Genomic DNA, 22237 nt, shown 5'->3' with positions numbered 1-22237 from the left:
GAAAGGTCCCGTACTTCCCATGCCCGAGCTGGTGTTCTTCTCCGGAACGATGGACTGCGGAAAGAGCACTCTGGCGCTGCAGATCGGACACAACCGTTCGGCCCGCGGGCTCCAGGGAGTGATCTTCACCCGTGACGACCGGGCGGGGGAGGGCAAGCTCTCGTCCCGCCTCGGCCTGGTGACGGAGGCCGTCGAGGCCACCGAGGGCATGGACCTGTACGCGTACCTGGTGGCCCAGCTGTCCAAGGGCGGCAAGGCCGACTACGTGATCGTGGACGAGGCCCAGTTCCTCGCCCCGGAGCAGATCGACCAGCTGGCCCGCATCGTGGACGACCTCGACATGGACGTCTTCGCCTTCGGGATCACGACGGACTTCCGCACCAAGCTCTTCCCCGGCTCGCAGCGGCTGATCGAGCTGGCGGACCGCATCGAGCAGCTCCAGGTCGAGGCGCTGTGCTGGTGCGGGGCCCGGGCCACGCACAACGCGCGGACGGTGGGCGGGGAGATGGTGGTCGAGGGCGCCCAGGTCGTGGTCGGCGATGTGAACCGTCCGGCGGGGGAGATCGGTTACGAGGTCCTGTGCCGCCGTCACCACCGCCGCCGCATGACGTCGGCCGCGGCGCACGCGGGCGCCCTTTCCCCGGACGTCCTGCCGGTCAACCACGCCTGACCGCGGCAGCCCCCGGCCGCCCCGGCCGGCACCCCGCCGAGACTACCCACGCTGGTGATGGTCCCGGCGAGCGGTGCGGGCGAGACTGATCGGACTTCAGACGTGCTGGGCGTCGGCCGCCGTGCCGGGCCTGTGTCCGGCCGACGGCTCCCGTAGCCGGGTCGTCTGTGTCAGGGCGATCGGGAAGAAAGGCTGGGGATGCCATGCGGCAACTTGAAGTGGCACTGTTGGGCGCAGGACTGATAGCGCGCTTCCATCTGGACGCGTGGACCACCGTCGGGGCGTCCGTGCGCGTCTGCTCCACCGACGGCCGGGCCGCGGACCTCGCCCGCGAGTTCGGCGCCAAGGTCGTCGGTTCCCTGGAGGAAGCGCTGGACGGCGCGGACGTCGTGGACATCTGCACCCCGACCAGTACCCATCACGAGATCGCCATGAAGGCCATCGCCGCGGGTGTGGGCGTGGTGTGCGAGAAGCCCTTGGCGACCAGCACCGCCGAGGCCGAGGAGATCGTCGCGGCGGCGGAGCAGGCCGGCGTACGGCTCTACCCGACCCACAACGTGCGGTTCGCCCCGGCGTACGGCCGGCTCCACGAGCTGGTGGCGGCGGGCCGCGTGGGCGCGGGCACCGTCGCCCGGTTCACCGTGGCCGGCTACCACCCGCGGCCGTGGACCGGCAACGCGCCCGCGGAGACGGGCGGGATCGTCACCGACCAGATGCTGCACGGCGTCGACCTCGCCTACTGGGTCTTCGGGGACGTCGTGCGGGTGCACGCCTACTACCAGGGCGAGATCGCCGCACCTGCCCCCACCGGGGCCGTCGCGCTCGGCACCGTCGTCCTCACCCACGCCAGCGGCGCGATCAGTCAGGTCGTCAGCCGGTGGATGGCGACGCCGGTGCCCCCCTACCGCCTGACGTGCCACGTCTCGGGTACGGGCGGGACGGTGCTCTACGACTCGGAGTGGCCCCAGGAGATCCAGGTCTTCGGCGGTACGGGCGCGGACTTCGGGCACTTCGGGGAAACGCCGTTCGTCTCGATGATCCGTGAGTTCGCCCAGGGCTTCTCGGGCGGTCCCGAGCCGCGGCTGGGGCCGCGCGACGGGCTGGCCGCCATCCGCATCACCCAAGCCGCCGCGCGGTCCGCATGGACGGGACGCGCCGTGGAACTGACCGCGAAGGGGGCCGCCGCATGAAGGTCGCCGTGTTGTCGTTCGCCCACGAGCGCGCCGCGACGTACGCCCGGCTGTTGCACGACATGCCCGGTGTCGACCTGATCATCGCGGACCCCGGCGGTTCGCCGGGCGACCCGGTCCGCGGCCAGGCCGTCGCGGCGGAGCTGGACGTCCCGTACGCGGGCAGCTGGGACGAGGTGTTCGCGCTGCGGCCCGAGGCCGTGGTGGTCACGAGCGAGGTCGCCCGGCGTCGGGAACTGGTCGAGCGGGCCGCGGAGGCCGGGGCGCACGTGCTGTGCGAGCAGCCGATGGCAGCCACGGAGGCGGACGCCCGGGCCATGGTGCGCGCCTGTGAGGACGCGGGTGTGCGGCTGGCCCTCGCGTCGCCGGTCTGCTTCAGCCCGGCCTTCACCGCCGTGCGCGACGGGCTCGCCGACGGCGAGGCCATCGGCCAGCTGACGACCGTTCACGGGGTCTACAACAGCCCTCCGACCGGGAAGGCGGAGGACGGCGGGGCGCTGGGCGCCAACGCGGCGGTCCTGTTCGACATGGTGGACGCCGTGCTCGGCGGGGAACCGGCCGAGCAGGTGTACGCACAGGCGAACAGCGTCCTGAGCGGCGACCCCGGCGTGGAGAGCGCCGCGCTCGTTTCCGTCCGCTACGCGAGTGGGACGGTCGTGTCCGTCGACTGCAGCTGGAGCCTGTCGGCGCACCAGTCGGCAGCAGGGGGACCGGCCATGACCTTCATCGGCGAACGGGCCAGCGTCGAGTTCAACGCCCGCCCGCGGCTGCTCGGTGTGTTCGACGCCGCCACGTCCAGTGAGCGGTGGGAGGCCGGCGGGGCCGACCTCGACCCGGTCATGCTCGGCGCGTTCCTCGCCGCCGACGACGCGACGGGGCGGGCGGCCGGCCCGGACGGCGCGGCCGGGGTCCGTACGCTGCGCATCATCGAAGCGGCGCGGGCATCGGTGCGCACGGGCCAGCCCGTCGACCTGGCCTCCGCCTGACCCTTCGTCAGCAGCGGTCCCTTGCGAAGCCGTCGCCGCTTTCCGGAGCGGCGGCGGCTCGCGTGCTGTGTGCGGATTGAATTCCGGCTTTCCGGGTGACCGTTCCCCAGGAATGCTCGAGCCCCGCTCATAAGACGCTCAAAAAGCGCGGAGTTGTCGTCCCGCCCCTACCAGGCTGAGGGATGTCGTGCCGACATGGCGCGATCTAGTCTGGCTTCAGAGGATCAAAAACCGCACCATCGCGACGAATTCGGCGCATCGACGAACTGTCGCGGGACGCGTAGACCTACATTTCTTCTTCGATCGGTAAGGGGACTCCGGGATGTCGCACCTCCTGCACATTGACTCGAGCATCGGCACTGAATCCGTGTCGCGAAAGCTTTCGGCCTACTTCGCCGAGGAGTGGCGCAGCAGCCACCCCGGCAGCGGATACACCTACCGCGATGTCGTGGCCGACCCGATTCCGCACATCACGCACCCCGTGCACCAGTCCCTCGTCTACCCGGACGGCGAGCACGGGCAGAGCACCGAGGAGCGGGACCTCACGGCGGCCATCACCAACGAGCTGCTCCAGGCGTCCACGATCGTCTTCGGCATTCCGATGCACAACTTCTCGATCCCGTCGACGTTCAAGGCGTGGCTGGACCGCGTCGTCCACCCGGCGCACATGTCCATGCCCGGGAAGACCAGCCCGCTCAGCGGAAAGTCGGTCGTGGTCATCCAGGCGCGCGGCGGTTCGTACGCGCCCGGAACGCCCCGTGAGGACTTCGACTTCCAGGAGCCCTACCTGCGGGCGGTCCTGGAGTCCGTCGGTCTCGGCGAGGACCTGACGTTCGTGACGGCCGAGCTGACGATGGCCGCGTCCGTTCCGCAGATGGAGCAGCTCAGGCCGCTGGCCGAAACCTCGCTGGCGACCGCGTACGAAACCCTCAAGAAGCTGGCCGAATAAGCCCGGCGCGGTCAAACGGGGCTACTGACATCATCTCGAGTGAGAAGGATTCCATGAGCGACGCAATTTCCTTCGAGGACCATTGGGCGCGGACCCATCAGTTCGATCCTCCTGCGATATTCGATTCGCTGCGTGAAGAACGTCCGCTCGCGAGGATGGTCTACCCCGACGAGCACGTGGGCTGGCTCACCACCAGCCACGAGCTGGCGCGCAAGGTCCTCAGTGACCCCAGGTTCAGCCACAACATGGAAACCTGTCACTTCCCGACGACGCACTGGGGCGAGCTGACGCCGAACTCCCCGGAGATCCCGGGGATGTTCATCTACATGGATCCGCCCAACCAGACCCGTTACCGGCGTCTGCTGACGGGTGAGTTCACCGGCCGCCGGGCGAGCCAGATGACGTCCCGCGTCGAGGTCATGGCCGACGAGCAGATCAAGGTCATGCGCGAGCGCGGGGGGACCGCGGACCTGGTGGAGGACTTCGCCGAACCGCTCGCCCTGCGGGTGGTGTGCGAGGTGATCGGCCTGCCCTACGAGGAACGCGACCGGTTCGCGCACGCCCCGAAGATCATGCACGACCCGGAATCGAAGATGGAGGAGGTCGGCCCCGCCTACGAGCAGGCCCTCACCTACTTCTTCGAGCTCATCGAGCGCAAGCGGCAGCAGCCCGAGGACGACATCCTCAGCCGCCTCGTCACCGACGGTCAGCTGACCGACGAAGAGGTGTGCAACATGGTCGCCCTGCTGCTCTTCGCGGGATTCGGGACCACGGGTCCCGCGCTGGCCGTGAGCGCTTTCGCCCTGCTGCACCACGAGGAGCAGATGGCGGCGCTCCGCGCGGACCCGTCCAAGCTCGACGGCGCGGTCGAGGAGCTCCTGCGCTACATCACCATCAACCAGTACGAGATCTTCCGTACCGCCCTGGAAGACGTCGAGCTGAACGGTGAAGTGGTCAAGAAGGGCGACACCGTCACCGTGTCGCTGCCCGCGGCCAACCGCGACCCGGCCAAGTTCGAGTGCCCGGCGAAGCTGGACATCGACCGGGACACCGCCGGCCACATGTCCTTCGGCTACGGCGTCCACCAGTGCCTGGGCCAGAACCTGGCGCGTGTCGCCCTGCGCGTCGGCCTGTCGGCCCTCCTGCGGGAGTTCCCCGACCTCCGGCTGGCCGTCGCGTTCGACGACGTACCCCTGAGCCTCAAGGGCTCCGTCTTCGGGCTGAAGAGCCTGCCCGTCTCCTGGTAATTCTTCATCTTTTCTCCGAAAGGAACTGCGGCATAGTGCGCACCGACCTGATCAAGCCACTTCCTGTCGCAGTCATGGAGAACGCGACCCGCTTCCCCGACAAGGTCGCCTTCGCGGATGACCGGCGAGCAGTCACCTACGGTGACCTGGAGGCGCGCACGCGCCGGCTCGCCGGACATCTGGCGGACCTCGGCGTCCAGCGCGGGGACCGGGTCGCCATCTGCCTCGGCAACACCGTCTCCACGGTGGAGAGTTACCTGGCGATCGTCCGCTCCGGCGGTATCGGGGTGCCGCTCAACCCCGCCTCGGCCCTGGCCGAGCTGGAGTACCTGCTCACCGACAGCGGGGCCACGGTGGTCATCACCGACTCCGTGCAGGCGCAGCGGCTGCGCGGCGCTTCGGCCGCGGCGGCCGGCCTCACGCTGCTGGTGACGGGCGAGGCCCCGGCGCCCGCCGGGGCGCACGCGTACGACGAGCTCGCCCTCAGCGAGCCCGCGAGCCCCGCCAGGGACGACCTCGGTCTCGACGACGTGGCCTGGATGTTCTACACGTCCGGCACGACGGGCCGCCCCAAGGGCGTCCTGTCCACGCAGCGCAACTGCCTGTGGTCGGTGGCCTCCTGCTACGTGCCGATTCCGGGGCTGACGGACCAGGACCGGGTCCTGTGGCCGCTCCCGCTGTTCCACAGCCTCTCCCACATCGCCTGCGTGCTGTCCGTCACCGTGGTCGGCGCCACGGCCCGCATCATGGACGGCAGCTCCGCCCAGGACGTGATCCGCGCCCTGCGCGAGGACGACTCGACCTTCCTGGCCGGTGTTCCCACCACCTACCACCACCTGGTGACGGCCGCTCAGCAGAACGGGTTCTCCGCCCCCGCCCTGCGGATCGGCCTGGTCGGCGGAGCCGTCACCGGATCCCGGCTGCGGCGGGATTTCGAAGAGGTCTTCGGGGTCCCGCTGGTCGACGCCTACGGCAGCACCGAGACCTGCGGCGCCATCACCGTCAACCCGCCGGACGGCGCCCGGGTCGACGGGTCCTGCGGCCTGCCCGTGCCGGGTGTCGGGGTCCGCATCGTCCACCCCACCACCGGGCTCGACGTGCCCGTCGGCCAGGAGGGAGAGGTGTGGGTCAGCGGACCGAACGTCATGGTCGGCTACCACAACGCCCCCGACGCCACCGCCGCGGCGCTGCAGGACGGCTGGTACCGCACCGGCGACCTGGCCCGTCGCGACGACGCCGGCTACTTCACCATCTGCGGCCGTATCAAGGAACTCGTCATCCGCGGCGGGGAGAACATCCACCCCGAGGAGGTCGAGGCGGTACTGCGCGCCGTCGAGGGCGTCGCCGATGCGGCGGTCGCCGGCGCGCCGCACGACACCCTCGGCGAAGTGCCCGTCGCGTACGTGATTCCCGGCCCCTCCGGCTTCGACACCGCGACCCTGATCGACCGGTGCCGCGAGCAGCTCTCCGCCTACAAGGTGCCGGAGGAGGTCCGCGAGGTCACCGCGATTCCCCGGACCGCCTCGGGCAAGATCCAGCGGCGCCTCCTGGCCGAGCAGCCGAGCCGGCTGCGGTACGCGGCGACCGGACACCACGACGGGCTGATGAGCCTCGACTGGATCCCGGCGGCGGCACCGGCGCAGCCCGTCTCCCGGCCCCGGACGTGGGCAGTGGCGGGTGCCCCGGCGGCGGGCCTCGTCCCGGTCCTGAACGCGGCCGGCGTCGAGGTGCGGGAGTACCCGGACCTCGCGGCGGTAGGCGCCGCGGTGGCCGGCGGCGAGGCTGCCCCCGAGGTGACCGTCCTCGTCCAGCCGTCGGGCCCCGCGGACGCCCAGGATCCGATCGCCGCCGGACGCGCGGCCGCCCGGCTCCTGGCCGAGCAGCTGAAGGCCTGGTCCGCGGGCCCGCAGTCGGTGCACTCCCGCCTGGTGGTCCTCACGCGCGGCGCCGTCGCGGCCACCGCGCAGGACCCTGCGCAGAATCCGGCCGACGCTCCGGTCTGGGCCGTCGTCCGGTCCTTCCAGCAGGCCCGTCCGGCCACGCTGACCCTCCTCGACCTCGACCTCGACGCCGCCGACGGTGACCCGGGCGCGGACCTCCTGTCGGCCGCGGTCGCGTCCGGCGAGCCGCAGATCGCGGTGCGCTCGGGCGCCCTGCTCGTTCCCCGCCTGCACCGCCTGCCCGTCACCGACGCGCCCGGGTCGGGATCGTGGCCGGGCGCCGCGGGCACCGTGGTGCTCACCGGGGCCGACACCGAGCACGGCGCGGCCCTCGCCCACCGGCTGGTCACGGTCCACGGGGCGCAGCGCCTGCTGCTCGTCGCCTCCCCCGGTGGCGCCGGCACGGTCCCGTCCGGCGCCGATCTGGGCCTCCCCGAGACGGACGTCGTCCGGGTGACCGCCGACGGAGCGGACCCCGAGCCGCTGCGTGCCGCGCTGGCCGGCCTGCCGCGTCCGGTGACCGCAGTGGTCCACGCGTCCGACGACGCCGAACTCGCCATGGAGCTCGACGGCATGACCGCCGACGAGGAGCTCGCCGGCTTCGTCGTGGTCTGCGGCGCCGACGGACTGCTGGGCTCCCGCGACGCCACCGGCGAGGCCGTCGACGCGATCCTCTCCGAGGCGGCCGTACGCAACCGCCGGCTGCGGAACCTGCCCGGCTCCTTCCTCGCCTGGGGCGCATGGCCCGGCGACCGCGACGCGGCCGACGGCGAGACCGGCCGGCTGCATCACCTGCTCCTCACCTGCTTCGACGTCCTCACGACGACGAACCGCCCGTCGCTGCTCGCCCTGAAGGTGGCGGCGCCGACCGCCGACGCCGCTGAAATCCCCGCGATCCTGGCCGCCTTGGCCGAGGACACCTCGGAGCAGGGCCTGCCCGACACGGCCGTCACGGCCGCCCTGCGCGAACGGCTGTCCGGTCTGGACGAGCCTGCGCAGCTGGCGCTGCTGGAAGACCTGGTCCGTACGCAGGCCGCCGCCGTACTGCAGCGGCAGGGCCCCGAAACGGTCCCCTCCGACCGTGCCTTCCGCGACATGGGCTTCACCTCGATGGCGATCGTCCGGTTGCGCAACCGGCTGTCGGCACACACCGGGCTGCGGCTCGCCACCACCGCCGTCTTCGACCACCCCACTCCGGTGGCGCTGGCCGCCCGCCTGCGGGCCGAGGTCCTCGGCCTCACCCGCGCCGTATCGGAGCCGGTCATGGCGGCGGACCCCGATGAACCCCTCGCGATCGTCGGCATGGCCTGCCGGCTGCCGGGCGGCGTGGCCGGGCCGGAGGACCTGTGGCGGCTGGTCTCGGAGGGCCGGGACGCCCTGTCGTCCTTCCCCGAGGACCGCGGCTGGGACCTGGAGGGCCTGTTCGACCCCGATCCGGAGCGGGTCGGCACCTCCTACACCGACCAGGGCGGCTTCCTCCACGAGGCGGGTCTCTTCGACGCCGGGTTCTTCGGTATCTCGCCGCGTGAGGCGCTGGCGATGGACCCGCAGCAGCGGCTGCTGCTGGAGACCTCCTGGGAAGCCCTGGAACGGGCCGGGATCGACCCGACCGCGCTGAAGGGTGCCGACGTCGGCGTGTTCTCGGGGCTGTTCGGCCAGGGCTACGGGACCGGCGCGGCCGCGGCCGCACCGGAGCTGGAAGGCTTCACGACCACGGGGCTGGCGCCGAGCGTGGCGTCCGGCCGCGTGTCGTACGTCCTCGGCCTCGAGGGCCCTGCGGTGTCGGTGGACACGGCCTGCTCGTCCTCGCTGGTGGCGATGCACCTGGCCGCGCAGGCGCTGCGGCAGGGCGAGTGCTCGATGGCCCTCGCCGGCGGCGTGTCGGTCATGGCGACCCCGGGCCACTTCGTGGAGTTCTCCCGGCAGCGGGCCCTGGCCGCCGACGGGCGCTGCAAGGCCTTCGCCGACGGCGCCGACGGCACCGGGTGGGCCGAGGGCGTGGGCGTGGTCGTGCTGGAGCGGCTGGCGGTCGCGCGCGAGCGCGGGCACCGGGTGCTCGCGGTGCTGCGCGGCAGCGCGGTCAACCAGGACGGCGCCTCGAACGGCCTCACTGCTCCGAACGGGCTGTCGCAGCAGCGGGTGATCCGCCGGGCGCTGGCCAGTGCCGGTCTGGGGTCGGCCGATGTGGACGTGGTCGAGGCCCACGGCACCGGCACGTCCCTGGGTGACCCGATCGAGGCGCAGGCGATCCTGGACACCTACGGGCAGGACCGGGACGCGGAGCAGCCGCTGTGGCTGGGCTCCCTGAAGTCGAACATCGGTCACACGCAGGCCGCTGCGGGCGTGGCCGGTGTGATCAAGATGGTGCAGGCGCTGCGGCACGGGGTGCTGCCCCGCACGCTGCACGTGGATGCGCCCACGAGCCAGGTGGACTGGTCGGCGGGTGCCGTCGAGCTGCTCACAGAGGCGCGGGAGTGGCCGCGTGTCGAAGACCGTCCGCGCCGGGCCGGTGTGTCCTCGTTCGGCGTGAGCGGGACGAACGCGCACCTGATCCTGGAAGAGGCGCCTGCTGAAGAGGCACCCGCCGAAGAGGCACCCGCTCATGAGGCGCAGCAGCGGGCGACGTCCGCAGGCGTGGTGCCGCTGGTCGTGTCGGCCAGGACCGCCTCTTCCCTGGCCGGCCAGGCCGGCCGACTGGCGTCGTACATGGAGTCCGCTGCCGACGCGGCGCCGCTGGCCTCGGTGGCCGGGGCGCTGGTGTCGGGCCGGGCGGTCTTCGATGAGCGCGCGGTGGTCGTGGCCGATTCGGCCGAGGAAGCGCTGACGCGGCTCGGGGCACTGGCCCAGGGTGAGAGCGCGCCTGGTCTCGTGTCCGGCAGCGCCGGCTCGGGTGCGCAGGGCAAGGTCGTGTGGGTGTTCCCGGGGCAGGGTTCGCAGTGGGCGGGCATGGGCCGTGAACTGCTGGACTCCTCGCCGGTGTTCGCGGAGCGGATCGCGGAGTGTGCGGCTGCTCTGGAGCCGTTCGTCGACTGGTCGCTGATCGACGTCCTGCGCGGTGAGACCGAGCCGGAGCTGATGGAGCGGGTCGAGGTCCTTCAGCCGGCGAGCTTTGCCGTGATGGTGGGTCTGGCGGCGGTGTGGCAGTCCGTGGGCCTCAAGCCGGATGCGGTGCTGGGTCATTCGCAGGGTGAGATCGCCGCTGCGTGTGTGGCGGGCGCCCTGTCCTTGGAGGACGCGGCGCGTGTGGTGGCGTTGCGGAGCCAGGCGATCGCCAAGGACCTGGCCGGGCGTGGCGGTATGGCGTCGGTCGCGCTGAGCGAGGCGGAGGCGGTCGTCCGTATCCAGCCGTGGGCGGACCGGGTGGAGGTCGCCGCGGTCAATGGTCCGACCTCGGTCGTGATCGCCGGTGACGCGCAGGCCCTGGACGAGGCTCTGGAGACGCTGGCGGGCGAGGGTGTCCGGGTGCGTCGGGTCGCGGTGGATTACGCCTCGCACACCCGGCATGTCGAGGCGATCCGCGAGACGCTCGCCGAGGCCCTGGCCGGGGTGACCGCTCTTGCGCCGAAGCTGCCCTTCTACTCGACGGTCACCGGCACGTGGGTCGAGGGCGCAGACGTCCTGGACGGCGGGTACTGGTACCGCAACCTGCGTGGTCAGGTGGGCTTCGGCCCGGCCGTCGCCGAGCTGATGGCTGCGGGTCACGGGGTGTTCGTGGAGGTCAGTGCCCACCCGGTGCTGGTCCAGCCGATCACCGAGACCGCCGACGACACCGACGCCGACGTCGTGGTGACCGGTTCACTGCGCCGCGAGGACGGCGGCCTGCGCCGGCTCCTCGCCTCGATGGCGGAACTGTTCGTCCGCGGGATCGCGCTCGACTGGAGCGGCGTCCTGCCCGCCGGGGCCCTGTCCGCGCACGTGGACCTGCCGACCTACGCCTTCGACCACCAGCACTACTGGCTCGAGGCGGCCGACGCGGCCACCGACGCCGCCTCGCTGGGACTGGCCGCGGCCGGTCACCCGCTGCTGGGCGCGGTCGTCGGCATGCCGAACTCGTCCGGCCTCATGGCCACCTCCAGCTGGTCGCTCCGGTCGCAGCCCTGGCTCGCCGACCACCAGGTGTCCGATGCCGTCGTGGTGCCGAACGCGGCTCTGGTCGAGCTGTCCATCCGCCTCGGTGACCTGGCCGCCACCCCCGTACTCGACGAACTGACCGTCGAGGCGCCCGTGGTCGTACCGCACCGCGGCAGCCGCAGCATCCAGGTGATCGTCGGCGAGCCCGGCGAGACGCGACGCCGGTCGGTGGAGGTCTACTCCCGTGCCGCGGACGCCCCCCTGGACGCGCCGTGGACGCGCCACGCGCACGGCACGCTGGCCCCCGCCACCCCCGGGGCGACAGCGCCGACGGCCGCCGGTCCCGCCACCGAAGTGGCCCTGGACGGCGCCGCCCTCCGTGACGCCGGCCGCTACGGCGTGCACCCGGCCCTGCTGGACGCCGCCGTCCGTACGGTCATCTCCGACGGCATGCTCCCCTCCGTGTGGAGCGGGGTCTCCCTGCTCGCATCCGGCGCCGCCGCACTGCACGTGCGAGCGGGCGGAACGTCGGCCGAGGGCACCGCTCTGCAGCTGACCGACCCCACGGGGCAGCCCGTCATGACCGTCGAGGCGGTTCTCGGAACCCCGTTCTCCCCCGAACAGGCGGGGATCACCGGCGCGCTGCCGCACGACGCCCTCTTCCGGGTCGAGTGGGAGCACTGCGCGCTGCCCGCCGTGGAGCGCCCTCTCGACCTCGTGACCGTCGCGACCGCCGCGGAGGTGGCCGAAGCCGCCGCCGAGGCCCGGGCGGACGGCTCCGCCCCCGGCCTCCTCCTGTACGAGGCCAAGGCCATCGGCGCCCCGGCCGACGCGGACCCCCGCGCCTCGGTCACCGCGGCACTGGCCGTGCTCCAGGCCTGGCTGGCGGAACCCGCGCTGGCGGAAACCCGGCTGGCCGTGGTCACCGGGGACTGCGACGCCGAACTCGACGCGGCCGCCGTGTGGGGCCTCGTGCGCTCGGCGCAGTCGGAGCACCCGGACCGGATCGTACTGGCCGACCTCGACGACGCCTCCCGGTCCGCCCTGCCGGCCGTCGTGCTGTCGGGCGAGCCGCAGATGAAGGTGCGCGACGGTGTGGCTTCGGTACCGCGGCTGGTCCGCGTGCCCGTCTCGCCGGACGCAGCGCTCCCCGATGCCGGCGTCGACTCCGGTCGGCGCCCGCGTCCGCTCGACACCGAAGGCACCGTACTGATCACCGGCGGCACCGGAACGCTGGGTGCGATGACGGCGCGGCACCTGGTGACCGAGTACGGCATCAGGCACCTGGTCCTGGCCGGCCGCCGCGGCCACGCCCCGGAGCTCCACGAGGAGCTGACCGCGCTGGGGGCTTCCGTCACCATCGCCGCCTGCGACACGGCGGACCGGGCCCAACTCGAGGCGCTGCTGCGGGAGATACCGGCCGAGCACCCGCTCACCGCCGTGGTGCACTCCGCCGGCGTCCTGGACGACGGCGTGGTCACCGAGCTGACCCCGGACCGCGTCGACACCGTGCTGCGCCCGAAGGTGGACGCGGCCCTGCACCTGCACGAGCTCACCCGGGACCTGAACCTCGCCGCGTTCGTGCTGTACTCCTCGGCGGCGGGCGTGCTGGGCAACCCCGGTCAGGCCAACTACGCCGCGGGCAACGCCTGGCTGGACGCGCTGGCCCGCCGACGGCACGGCCTCGGTCTGCCGGCCGTCTCCCTCGCCTGGGGCTACTGGGCCACGGTCAGCTCCATGACCGAGCACCTGAGCGCCGCTGACCTGCGACGCAACAAGCGCATCGGCATGAGCGGCCTCTCCGCCACCGAGGGAATGGCACTCCTGGACGCCGCCCTGGGCGGCGCCGCCCAGAACACGGCCGGTGCTCTGGTGGCCGCGAAGTTCGACGTGTCCGCCCTGCGCGCCGCGGCGGCCGACGCCCCGGTGCCGCCGCTGCTGCGGGGCCTTGCCCCGTCACCGCGGCCGGCGGCCCGGACGGCGGCTCCTTCCGGGCCCGCGTCCCTGCGGGACCGCCTCGCGGGTCTCGGCGACGCCGAGCGGACCGAGGCCCTGGTCGAGCTGGTGCGGCGGAACGCCGCCGAGGTGCTCGGACACGCCACCGCCGACGCCGTCCACGCCGACAGGACCTTCAAGGAGGCCGGATTCGACTCGCTGATGGCGGTGGAACTGCGCAACCGGCTCGCCGCCGCGACCGGGCTCACCCTCTCCCCGGTGATGATCTTCGACTATCCGAAGCCGACGACGCTCGCCGAGCACCTGCACACCAAGCTCTTCGGCGGCACGTCGGAGGCGCCGTCCGAGCCGGCCGCCCCGACCGGGACGACCGACGAGCCGATCGCGATCGTGGCGATGGCGTGCCGCTTCCCCGCGGGCGTGAACAGCCCCGAGGACCTGTGGCGCGTCGTGGCCGACGGGATCGACGCGGTCACGGAGTTCCCCGACGACCGCGGCTGGGACATCGACCGCCTCTTCAACGAGGATCCCGACCACGCCGGCACCACGTACGTCCGCCACGGCGCCTTCCTCGACGACGCCGCCGGATTCGACGCCGCCTTCTTCGGCATCTCGCCGAACGAGGCGCTGGCGATGGACCCGCAGCAGCGACTGCTGCTGGAGACGTCCTGGGAGGCCTTCGAACGGGCCGCGATCGACCCGACCACGCTGGCGGGAGAGGACGTCGGCGTCTTCGTCGGCGTCAACAGCCACGACTACAGCATGCGGATGCACCAGGCGTCCGGCGTCGAGGGCTTCCGGCTGACCGGCGGTTCGGGCAGCGTCACCTCCGGCCGGATCGCCTACCACCTCGGCTTCGAGGGTCCCGCCCTCACGGTCGACACGGCCTGCTCCTCCTCGCTGGTGGCGCTGCACCTCGCGGCGCAGGCGCTGAACCGGGGCGAGTGCTCCATGGCGCTGGCCGGCGGTGTCATGGTGATGGGCACCGTGGAGACGTTCGTCGAGTTCTCCCGGCAGCGCGGGCTGGCGCCCGACGGCCGCTGCAAGGCGTTCGCCGACGGCGCGGACGGCACCGGCTGGTCCGAGGGGGCCGGACTGCTCCTGGTGGAGCGGCTGTCGGACGCCCGTCGCCGGGGCCACCAGGTGCTGGCCGTGGTCCGCGGCTCCGCGGTGAACCAGGACGGCGCGTCGAACGGTCTGACCGCCCCGAACGGTCCCGCGCAGCAGCGGGTGATCCGCAAGGCGCTGGCCGGTGCCGGTCTCTCCCCCTCCGACGTGGACGTGGTGGAGGCGCACGGCACGGGTACGACGCTCGGCGACCCGATCGAGGCGGAGGCGCTCCTGGCGACCTACGGCCAGGAACGGCAGGGCGACGACCCGCTGTGGCTCGGCTCCGTGAAGTCGAACATCGGGCACACCCAGGGCGCGGCGGGTGTCGCAGGCGTGATCAAGATGGTCATGGCCATGCAGCACGACGTCCTGCCCAAGACGCTGCACGTGGACCGTCCCTCGACCCACGTCGACTGGTCCGCGGGCGCCGTGGAACTGCTCACCGAGGCCCGCGACTGGCCGCGGACCGGCCGGCCCCGCCGGGCCGGAGTGTCCTCCTTCGGCATCGGCGGCACCAACGCGCACGTCGTCCTCGAAGAGGCCCCCGAGCAGCCGGCTGCTTCCGGGCAGGAGCGCGGGCCGCAGCCCGCGCCGGAGCCCACGGCCGTCCCCGCATCGGTCCCCGTACCCGTCCCCGTCTCGGCGCGGACCCCGGCCGGACTGCGCGGCCAGGCCGAGCGGCTCGCCCGGTTCCTCGCGGACCGCTCCGACCTGGCCCTGACCGATGCCGCCCACGCCCTCGCCACCACGCGGGCCCAGCTCGACCACCGTGCCGTCGTCCTCGCGTCCGACCGGGAGCAGCTCGGCGCGGACCTGAGCGCCTTCGGGCGCGGCGAGGCGGCCCCCGCGGTCGTCTCCGGCACCCCGGCCCCGGGCAAGCTGGCCGTCCTCTTCACCGGACAGGGCAGCCAGTGGGCCGGCATGGGCCGCGAACTCGCCGAGACCTTCCCGGTCTTCCGCGACGCCTTCACCGCCGCGTGCGCCGCCGTGGAAGCGCACCTGGGCGACCACGCGCAGCGCCCGCTGCGCGAGGTGGTGTTCGCCGCGCCCGGGTCCCCCGACAGCGAACTGCTCGACCGGACCATGTTCACGCAGGGCGCCCTGTTCGCCCTGGAGACGGCGCTGTTCCGGCTCCTCGAGTCCTGGGGGGTCCGGCCGGACCTCCTCGCCGGACACTCGATCGGAGAGATCACTGCCGCGCACGTCTCCGGCGTGCTGGGACTGGCCGAGGCGGGCAAGCTGGTCGCCGCGCGCGGCCGCCTGATGCAGGCACTGCCCGAAGGCGGCGCGATGGTCGCCGTACAGGCGACCGAGGACGAGGTCGCGCCCCTGCTGGCCGGTGCGCGCGGCGCGGTGTGCGTCGCCGCGGTGAACGGCCCCGACGCGCTGGTGCTCTCCGGCGTCGAGGACGCCGTGCTCGCCCTCGCCGCGGAACTGGCGGGCCAGGGCCGCAAGACGCGCAGGCTGCAGGTCAGCCACGCCTTCCACTCCGCGCTCATGGAGCCCATGCTCGACGAGTTCCGCACGGTCGCGCAGAGCATCTCGTACCGGACCGGCGCCCTTCCGGTCGTCTCGACCCTGACGGGCGAACCCGTTCGCGACGGGCAGCTGAGCAGCCCCGAGTACTGGGTCGACCAGGTCCGCAACGCGGTGCGGTTCAGTGACGCCGTCACCTCGCTGAGCGGCCAGGGGGCAACGACGTTCCTCGAGGTCGGACCGGGCGGAGCGCTCGCCGCGATGGCGCTCGGCACGCTCGGCGCACCGGAGCGCAGCTGCATCGCCACCCTGCGCAGGAACAGCGCGGAGGCCACCGACGTCGTGACCGCGCTCGCGGAACTGCACGTGCGCGGTGTGGCCCTGGACTGGTCGGCCGTTCTCGGCCGACCGGCCACCGCGGCCGGCACCGACCTGCCCACCTACGCCTTCCAGCACCAGCGCTACTGGGTCGAGTCCGACGAGACCCCGGCGGGCGGCGCGGAAGCGCTCGGAGCCACCAGCGCCCGCCACCCGCTGCTCGGCACCGTCATCGAGATGCCGGGCGACGACGGCGACAACGGCGTCGTGCTCACCGGCCGGCTGTCGGCGCGCAGCCGCGCCCGGTTCCCCGGCCGAACGGCCGCCGACGGCACGGCCGCGATCCCGGCCGCCGCGCTCCTGGAGATGATCGTCAGGGCCGCCGACGAGGTGAACTGCGGAAGCTTCGAACAGATCGCCGTCGAGGCGCCTTTGACGCTCCCGGAGGACGGCAACGTCCAGGTGCGGGTGTCGGTCGACGGCCCCGGTCCCGACGGGCGCCGCCGGGCCGCCGTCCACGCGCGGCCCCTCGACCCCGAGCAGGGACCTTGGACCTGCCACGCCCGGGCCGTGCTGGTGCCCGGACTGCCGCAGCCGGCCTTCGACCTGAGGACCTGGTCGCCGTCCGCCGGCGACGAGACGCTCCTCCCGGGGGTGCACCGCGCCTGGCAGCAGGACGGGCAGATCTTCGCGGAGATCGCACTTCCGGAGGAACTGGCCGACGAGGCCGCCGAGTTCACCCTCCACCCGGCCCTCGTCGACACCGCCCTGCGCGTACTGGACTCCCGTACCGCCGCGGACCTGCCGACGGCCGAGGACCGCGCAGGGGTCCGTGACCTGTCCGCCTGCACCGGCCTGGCCGTGTACGCGGAAGGCGCCGCCTCGCTGCGGCTGCGGATCACACCGGCCGAGGACGGCGGGCATCTGCTCGAGCTCGCGGACGCCACCGGCGAACCCGTCGCGGAAATCGGTCCGTTGACCCTGGCCGCCGCGCCCGGGAACGGCGCGGCGCAGACCGCCGGCGCACCCGCCGAGCCCGTCACCCCCGCCGAGGCCGTCACCCCCGCCGCCGGTGCGCGGACGCCGTCCGGCGCCCTCACCCGGCGCGTGGTGGAGCGCGGCGAAGGGGCCGGCGAGGCGATGGCCGGCCGGCTGGCCGGGATGCCGGCCGCGGAGCAGCACCGGGCGCTCCTGGACATGGTTCGGGAGAGCACGGCGGTCGTACTCGGCCACCGCGACACCGACGGATTCGACACCGAACAGTCCTTCAAGAGCCTGGGATTCGACTCCCTCAGCGCGGTCAAGTTCTGCAACCGCCTGCGCGACCTCACCGGGGTGAACCTCCCCAGCACGCTGGTCTTCGACTATCCGACGCCGACCGTTCTCGCGGACTACCTGCGGGCCGAACTGCTGGGCGAGGGCGTCACGGTGCCCGCCCCGGCGGCCGCGGCGGGGCCGGTCTCCGACGAGCCCATCGCGATCGTCGCGATGAGCACGCGCCTGCCGGGCGGAGCGGACAGCCCCGAGGAACTGTGGAAGCTCGTGGTGGAGCAGCGGGACGCGGTGTCCGGCTTCCCGGTCGACCGCGACTGGGACCTCGAGGGTCTCTACCACCCGGACCCGGCCCACCCGGGTACCAGCTACACCCGCTCGGGCGGGTTCCTCCACGAGGCCGCCCAGTTCGACGCCGGGCTGTTCGGGATCTCCCCGCGTGAGGCGCTGGCGATGGACCCGCAGCAGCGACTGCTGCTGGAGACCTCCTGGGAGGCGCTGGAGCGGGCGGGCATCGACCCGCTGTCCGTCCGGGGCCGTGACATCGGCGTCTTCACCGGCATCGTCCACCACGACTACGTCACCCGGCTCCACCAGGTTCCCGAGGACGTCCAGGGCTACCTCATGACCGGTACGGCGGCGAGCGTGGCCTCGGGCCGCGTGTCGTACGTGTTCGGCTTCGAGGGCCCGGCGGTCACCGTGGACACCGCGTGCTCCTCGTCGCTGGTGGCGATGCACCTGGCCGCGCAGGCGCTGCGGCAGGGCGAGTGCTCGATGGCGCTCGCCGGCGGCGCGACCGTCATGGCCAGTCCGGACGCCTTCATGGAGTTCTCGCGGCAGCGGGGCCTGTCCGCCGACGGTCGCTGCAAGGCGTTCTCCTCGGCTGCCGACGGCACCGGCTGGGCCGAAGGCGTCGGCGTGGTGGTGCTGGAGCGGCTGTCGGTGGCGCGCGAGCGCGGCCACCGGGTGCTGGCGGTCCTGCGCGGCAGCGCGATCAACCAGGACGGCGCCTCCAACGGCCTGACCGCGCCCAACGGCCCCTCGCAGCAGCGGGTGATCCGCCGGGCGCTGGACACCGCGGGGCTCACCCCGGCGGACGTCGACGTCGTGGAGGCCCACGGCACCGGTACGGCCCTGGGCGACCCGATCGAGGCCCAGGCCCTGCTCGCCACCTACGGGCGGGACCGGGACCCGGAGCAGCCGCTGTGGCTGGGCTCCCTGAAGTCGAACATCGGCCACACGCAGGCGGCGGCCGGCGTGGCCGGCGTCATCAAGATGGTCATGGCCATGCAGCACGGCGTCATGCCCGCCACGCTTCATGTGGACGAGCCCACCAGCCAGGTGGACTGGTCCGCCGGTGCGGTGGAGCTGCTGACCGAGGCCCGGGACTGGCCGCGCACCGGCCACCCGCGCCGCGCCGCGGTCTCCTCCTTCGGGGCCAGCGGGACGAACGCGCACGTGATCCTGGAGGAAGCGCCCGCCGAGGAGGCGGAGCGCGTCCCGGACGCGGCAGGACCCGCGGGTGTGGTGCCGCTGGTGGTGTCGGCGCGCAGCGCCGCCTCCCTGGCCGGTCAGGCCGGGCGGCTCGCGGCGTTCGTCGAGCACTCCGACGGGGTGTCGCTGGCGGACGTGGCCGGAGCACTGGTGGCGAGCCGCGCGGTCCTGGGTGAGCGTGCGGTCGTGGTGGCCGGCTCGGACGAGGAGGCGCTGGCAGGACTGCAGGCGCTGGCCCGGGGCGAGAGCGCACCGGCCGTGGTGTCCGGAAGTGCCGCTTCGGGCAAGCCGGGCAAGGTCGTGTGGGTGTTCCCCGGCCAGGGTTCGCAGTGGGCGGGCATGGGCCGTGAACTGCTGGACTCCTCGCCGGTGTTCGCGGAGCGGATCGCGGAGTGTGCGGCTGCTCTGGAGCCGTTCGTCGACTGGTCGCTGATCGACGTCCTGCGCGGTGAGACCGACCCCGAGTTCCTGGAGCGGGTCGACGTCCTTCAGCCGGCGAGCTTCGCCGTGATGGTGGGCCTGGCGGCGGTGTGGCAGTCCGTGGGCCTCGAGCCGGGCGCGGTGCTCGGCCACTCCCAGGGTGAGATCGCCGCGGCCTGTGTCGCGGGGGCGCTGTCCCTGGACGACGCGGCGCGCGTGGTGGCACTGCGCAGCCAGGTCATCGCCGAGGACCTGGCCGGCCGTGGCGGCATGGCCTCGGTCGCGCTCAGCGCGGACGAGGCGGTCGCGCGGCTCGAGCCGTGGGCGGACCGGGTCGAGGTGGCCGCGGTCAACGGCCCCTCGTCGGTGGTCGTCGCCGGTGACGCCGAGGCGCTGGACGAGGTGCTCGAGGCCCTGTCCGGCGGAGGCGTCCGCGTGCGCCGCGTCGCGGTGGACTACGCCTCGCACACCCGGCACGTCGAGGACGTGCGCGACGCGCTGGCCGAGGCACTGGCCGGGATCGACGCGCAGGCGCCGAGGCTGCCCTTCTACTCGACCGCGACCGGCGGTTGGGTGGCCGACGCCGGCGTCCTGGACGGTGAGTACTGGTACCGCAACCTGCGCGGCCAGGTGGGCTTCGGCCCGGCCGTCGCCGAGTTGATGGGTCAGGGCCACGGAGTGTTCGTGGAGGTCAGCGCCCACCCGGTGCTGGTCCAGCCCATCACCGAGACCGCCGACGACACCGAGACGGACGCCGTGGTGACCGGCTCGCTGCGCCGCGAGGACGGCGGCCTGCGCCGCCTGCTCGCCTCGATGGCCGAGCTGTACGTCCGTGGTGTGGCCCTGGACTGGAACGGCATCCTGCCGCAGACGGCACCGTCCCACCCCGTGGACCTGCCGACCTACGCCTTCGACCGCCAGCGCTACTGGCTCCAGGAGGCCGAAGCGGCCACCGGAGCGGCCGACGCGGCCGAAGGCGCGGACTCCGACTTCTGGGCCGCGGTCGAACAGGCAGACCTGGACTTCCTCGGCGCGCTGCTGGAGACGGCGTCGACCGACGAGCGCACCGCACTCGGCACCCTCGTGCCCGTGCTGGCGCAATGGCGGGGGAAGCGCCGCGAGAGGTCCACGGCCGAGAAGCTGCGCTACCACGTCACCTGGCAGCCGCTCGACCGCGAAGCGGCCGGCGTACCGAGCGGCCGCTGGCTGGTCGTCGTCCCGTCCGAACGCCCCGACGGCAGCGCGACCGACGCCCTCCTGCAGGAGCTGACGGGTCTGGGACTCGGCACCGTCCTGCTGGAGGTCGGCGAGAGCGACCGCACGCGCAAGCAGCTCGCCGAGCGGCTCGCCGGCGTCCTGGCCGCACACGACCTGACCGGCGTGCTGTCCCTGCTCGCCATGGACCAGCAGACGGGAAGCGCACCCAAGGACCCGACCGCGGCCACCGCATCGACGCTCGCGCTGATCCAGGCCCTGGGAGACAACAACGCCGCGCAGCCGCTGTGGTGCCTGACCAGGGGCGCCGTGAACATCGGCATCCACGACACCCTCACCTCGCCGGCGCAGGCATCGCTGTGGGGCCTCGGCCGCGCAGCCGCGCTGGAACGCCTCGACCGCTGGGGCGGTCTGGTCGACCTGCCCGTCGTGACCGACCCGCGCACGGCCCAGTACCTGCTCGGAGTGCTGAACTCCGCCGCCGGTGAGGACCAGCTCGCGGTCCGGCGCTCGGGCGTCTACACCCGACGGCTGGTGCGCAAGCCCGTACCGGAATCCACCGGAGACGGCGGCTGGCAGCCCCGGGGCACGGCCTTGGTGACCGGCGGCGCCGAAGGACTCGGCAAGCACGTTTCGGTCTGGCTCGCCCAGGCCGGCGTCGACCGCCTCGTCATCACGACCACCGCGCACGCACCAGAGGGCAGCGTGTCGGACCTGCGGGCCGAACTGGCCGGGCTGGACCTCGCCACCACGGTGGAGTCCTGCGCGGACAGCGACCGGGAGGCGCTCGCGGGGCTGGTCGCCGCGACGGCCGCCGAGCAGCCGCTCACGGCCGTGGTCCACGCCGCCGACGTCCAGCAGACCAGCTCCATCGACGACACCGGCACGGACGACCTCACCGAGGTGTTCGCGGCCAAGGTGGACACCGCCGTATGGCTGGACGAGCTGTTCGAGAGCACGCCGCTCGACGCGTTCGTCGTGTTCTCCTCGATCGCGGGTGTGTGGGGCGGCGGCGGCCAGGGCCCGTCCGGAGCGGCGAACGCCGTCCTCGACGCCCTGATCGAGTGGCGCCGCGCCCGCGGACTGCGGGCGACGTCGATCGCCTGGGGAGCCCTCGACCAGATCGGCGTGGGCATGGACGAGGCCGCCCTGGCGCAACTGCGCCGCCGCGGTGTCCTTCCCATGGGCCCGCAGCTGGCGGTGACCGCGATGGTGCAGGCGGTCCAGGGCAACGAGAAGTTCGTTGCCGTGGCCGACATGGACTGGAACGCGTTCATTCCCGCGTTCACCTCGGTCCGCCCCAGCCCGCTGTTCGCCGACCTGCCCGAGGCGAAGCAGGCGCTCCAGGCCCTGCAGGGCGACGGCGACAACAGCGAGGCCGCCTCCTCCCTGTCGGACTCCCTGCGGGCGGTCGCGGAAACCGAGCAGAACCGCATCCTGCTCCGACTGGTCCGCGGCCACGCCTCGACGGTCCTCGGCCACAGCGGGGCGGAGGGCATCGGCCCGCGCCAGGCGTTCCAGGAGGTCGGCTTCGACTCGCTCGCCGCCGTCAACCTGCGCAACAGCCTGAACGCGGCCACCGGACTGCGCCTGCCCGCGACGCTGATCTTCGACTACCCCACGCCGGAAGCGCTGGTCGGCTACCTGCGCTCCGAACTCCTTGCGGAGGCCGACGACGGCCTGGACGAGCGGGAGGACGAACTCAGGAACATCCTGGCGTCCGTGCCGTTCGCCCGGTTCAAGGAAGCCGGCGTACTGGACACCCTCCTCGGCCTCGCCGAGGCCGACGCGGACGCCGATGCGGACGCGCCGGAAGCGGAACCGTCGGCGGCCGCCGCCGACGTGGAACTGATCGACGCCATGGACGTTGCCGATCTGGTGCAACGGGCCCTGGGCAAGACGAGCTGATCGCCTGTGAACGAA

Annotated in this window: 6 protein-coding genes; all 6 read left to right on the top strand. The window is 73.1% G+C overall.

Going from position 1 to position 22237, the window contains the following annotated elements; all coding sequences use genetic code 11:
- Positions 1 to 19 precede the first annotated feature (19 nt).
- The 6 genes from AB0D44_RS05905 to AB0D44_RS05880 all read left to right on the top strand — a co-directional run bounded on the left by AB0D44_RS05905 (position 20) and on the right by AB0D44_RS05880 (position 22222).
- On the top strand, positions 20 to 670 hold the full coding sequence (locus AB0D44_RS05905; RefSeq protein ID WP_362584978.1) for a thymidine kinase: 651 nt from the start codon (positions 20 to 22) through the stop codon (positions 668 to 670).
- Positions 671 to 873: 203 nt separating this feature from the next.
- The gene (locus AB0D44_RS05900) at positions 874 to 1860 is read left to right on the top strand and encodes a Gfo/Idh/MocA family oxidoreductase (protein ID WP_362584975.1); all 987 of its coding nucleotides are present in this window, start codon (positions 874 to 876) and stop codon (positions 1858 to 1860) included.
- Positions 1857 to 2846, top strand: coding sequence for a Gfo/Idh/MocA family oxidoreductase (locus AB0D44_RS05895; protein WP_362584972.1), 990 nt, complete (start codon positions 1857 to 1859; stop codon positions 2844 to 2846). The genes AB0D44_RS05900 and AB0D44_RS05895 overlap by 4 nt, the downstream gene beginning before the upstream one ends.
- Positions 2847 to 3168: 322 nt before the next feature.
- A complete protein-coding gene (locus tag AB0D44_RS05890) occupies positions 3169 to 3795 on the top strand; it encodes an NAD(P)H-dependent oxidoreductase (protein ID WP_362584969.1) in 627 nt (208 codons plus the stop codon).
- A gap of 53 nt (positions 3796 to 3848) precedes the next feature.
- Complete coding sequence (locus AB0D44_RS05885) at positions 3849 to 5042, top strand: cytochrome P450 (protein ID WP_362584966.1); 1194 nt, start codon at positions 3849 to 3851, stop codon at positions 5040 to 5042.
- Positions 5043 to 5116: 74 nt separating this feature from the next.
- Positions 5117 to 22222, top strand: coding sequence for a type I polyketide synthase (locus tag AB0D44_RS05880; protein ID WP_362584963.1), 17106 nt, complete (start codon positions 5117 to 5119; stop codon positions 22220 to 22222).
- Positions 22223 to 22237: the final 15 nt, after the last annotated feature.

Source organism: Streptomyces sp. NPDC048349 (assembly GCF_040651925.1).
Taxonomy (GTDB): domain Bacteria; phylum Actinomycetota; class Actinomycetes; order Streptomycetales; family Streptomycetaceae; genus Streptomyces.
Note: the sequence above shows the minus strand (reverse complement) of the source record. Positions and strands in the feature narration are given on the sequence as shown.

Excerpts from the sequence above, each read along its gene's own strand:
- AB0D44_RS05905 (WP_362584978.1), top strand. The coding sequence starts at position 20 with ATGCCCGAGCTGGTGTTCTTCTCCGGAACGATGGACTGCGGAAAGAGC.
- AB0D44_RS05900 (WP_362584975.1), top strand. The coding sequence starts at position 874 with ATGCGGCAACTTGAAGTGGCACTGTTGGGCGCAGGACTGATAGCGCGC.
- AB0D44_RS05895 (WP_362584972.1), top strand. The coding sequence starts at position 1,857 with ATGAAGGTCGCCGTGTTGTCGTTCGCCCACGAGCGCGCCGCGACGTAC.
- AB0D44_RS05890 (WP_362584969.1), top strand. The coding sequence starts at position 3,169 with ATGTCGCACCTCCTGCACATTGACTCGAGCATCGGCACTGAATCCGTG.
- AB0D44_RS05885 (WP_362584966.1), top strand. The coding sequence starts at position 3,849 with ATGAGCGACGCAATTTCCTTCGAGGACCATTGGGCGCGGACCCATCAG.
- AB0D44_RS05880 (WP_362584963.1), top strand. The coding sequence starts at position 5,117 with ATGGAGAACGCGACCCGCTTCCCCGACAAGGTCGCCTTCGCGGATGAC.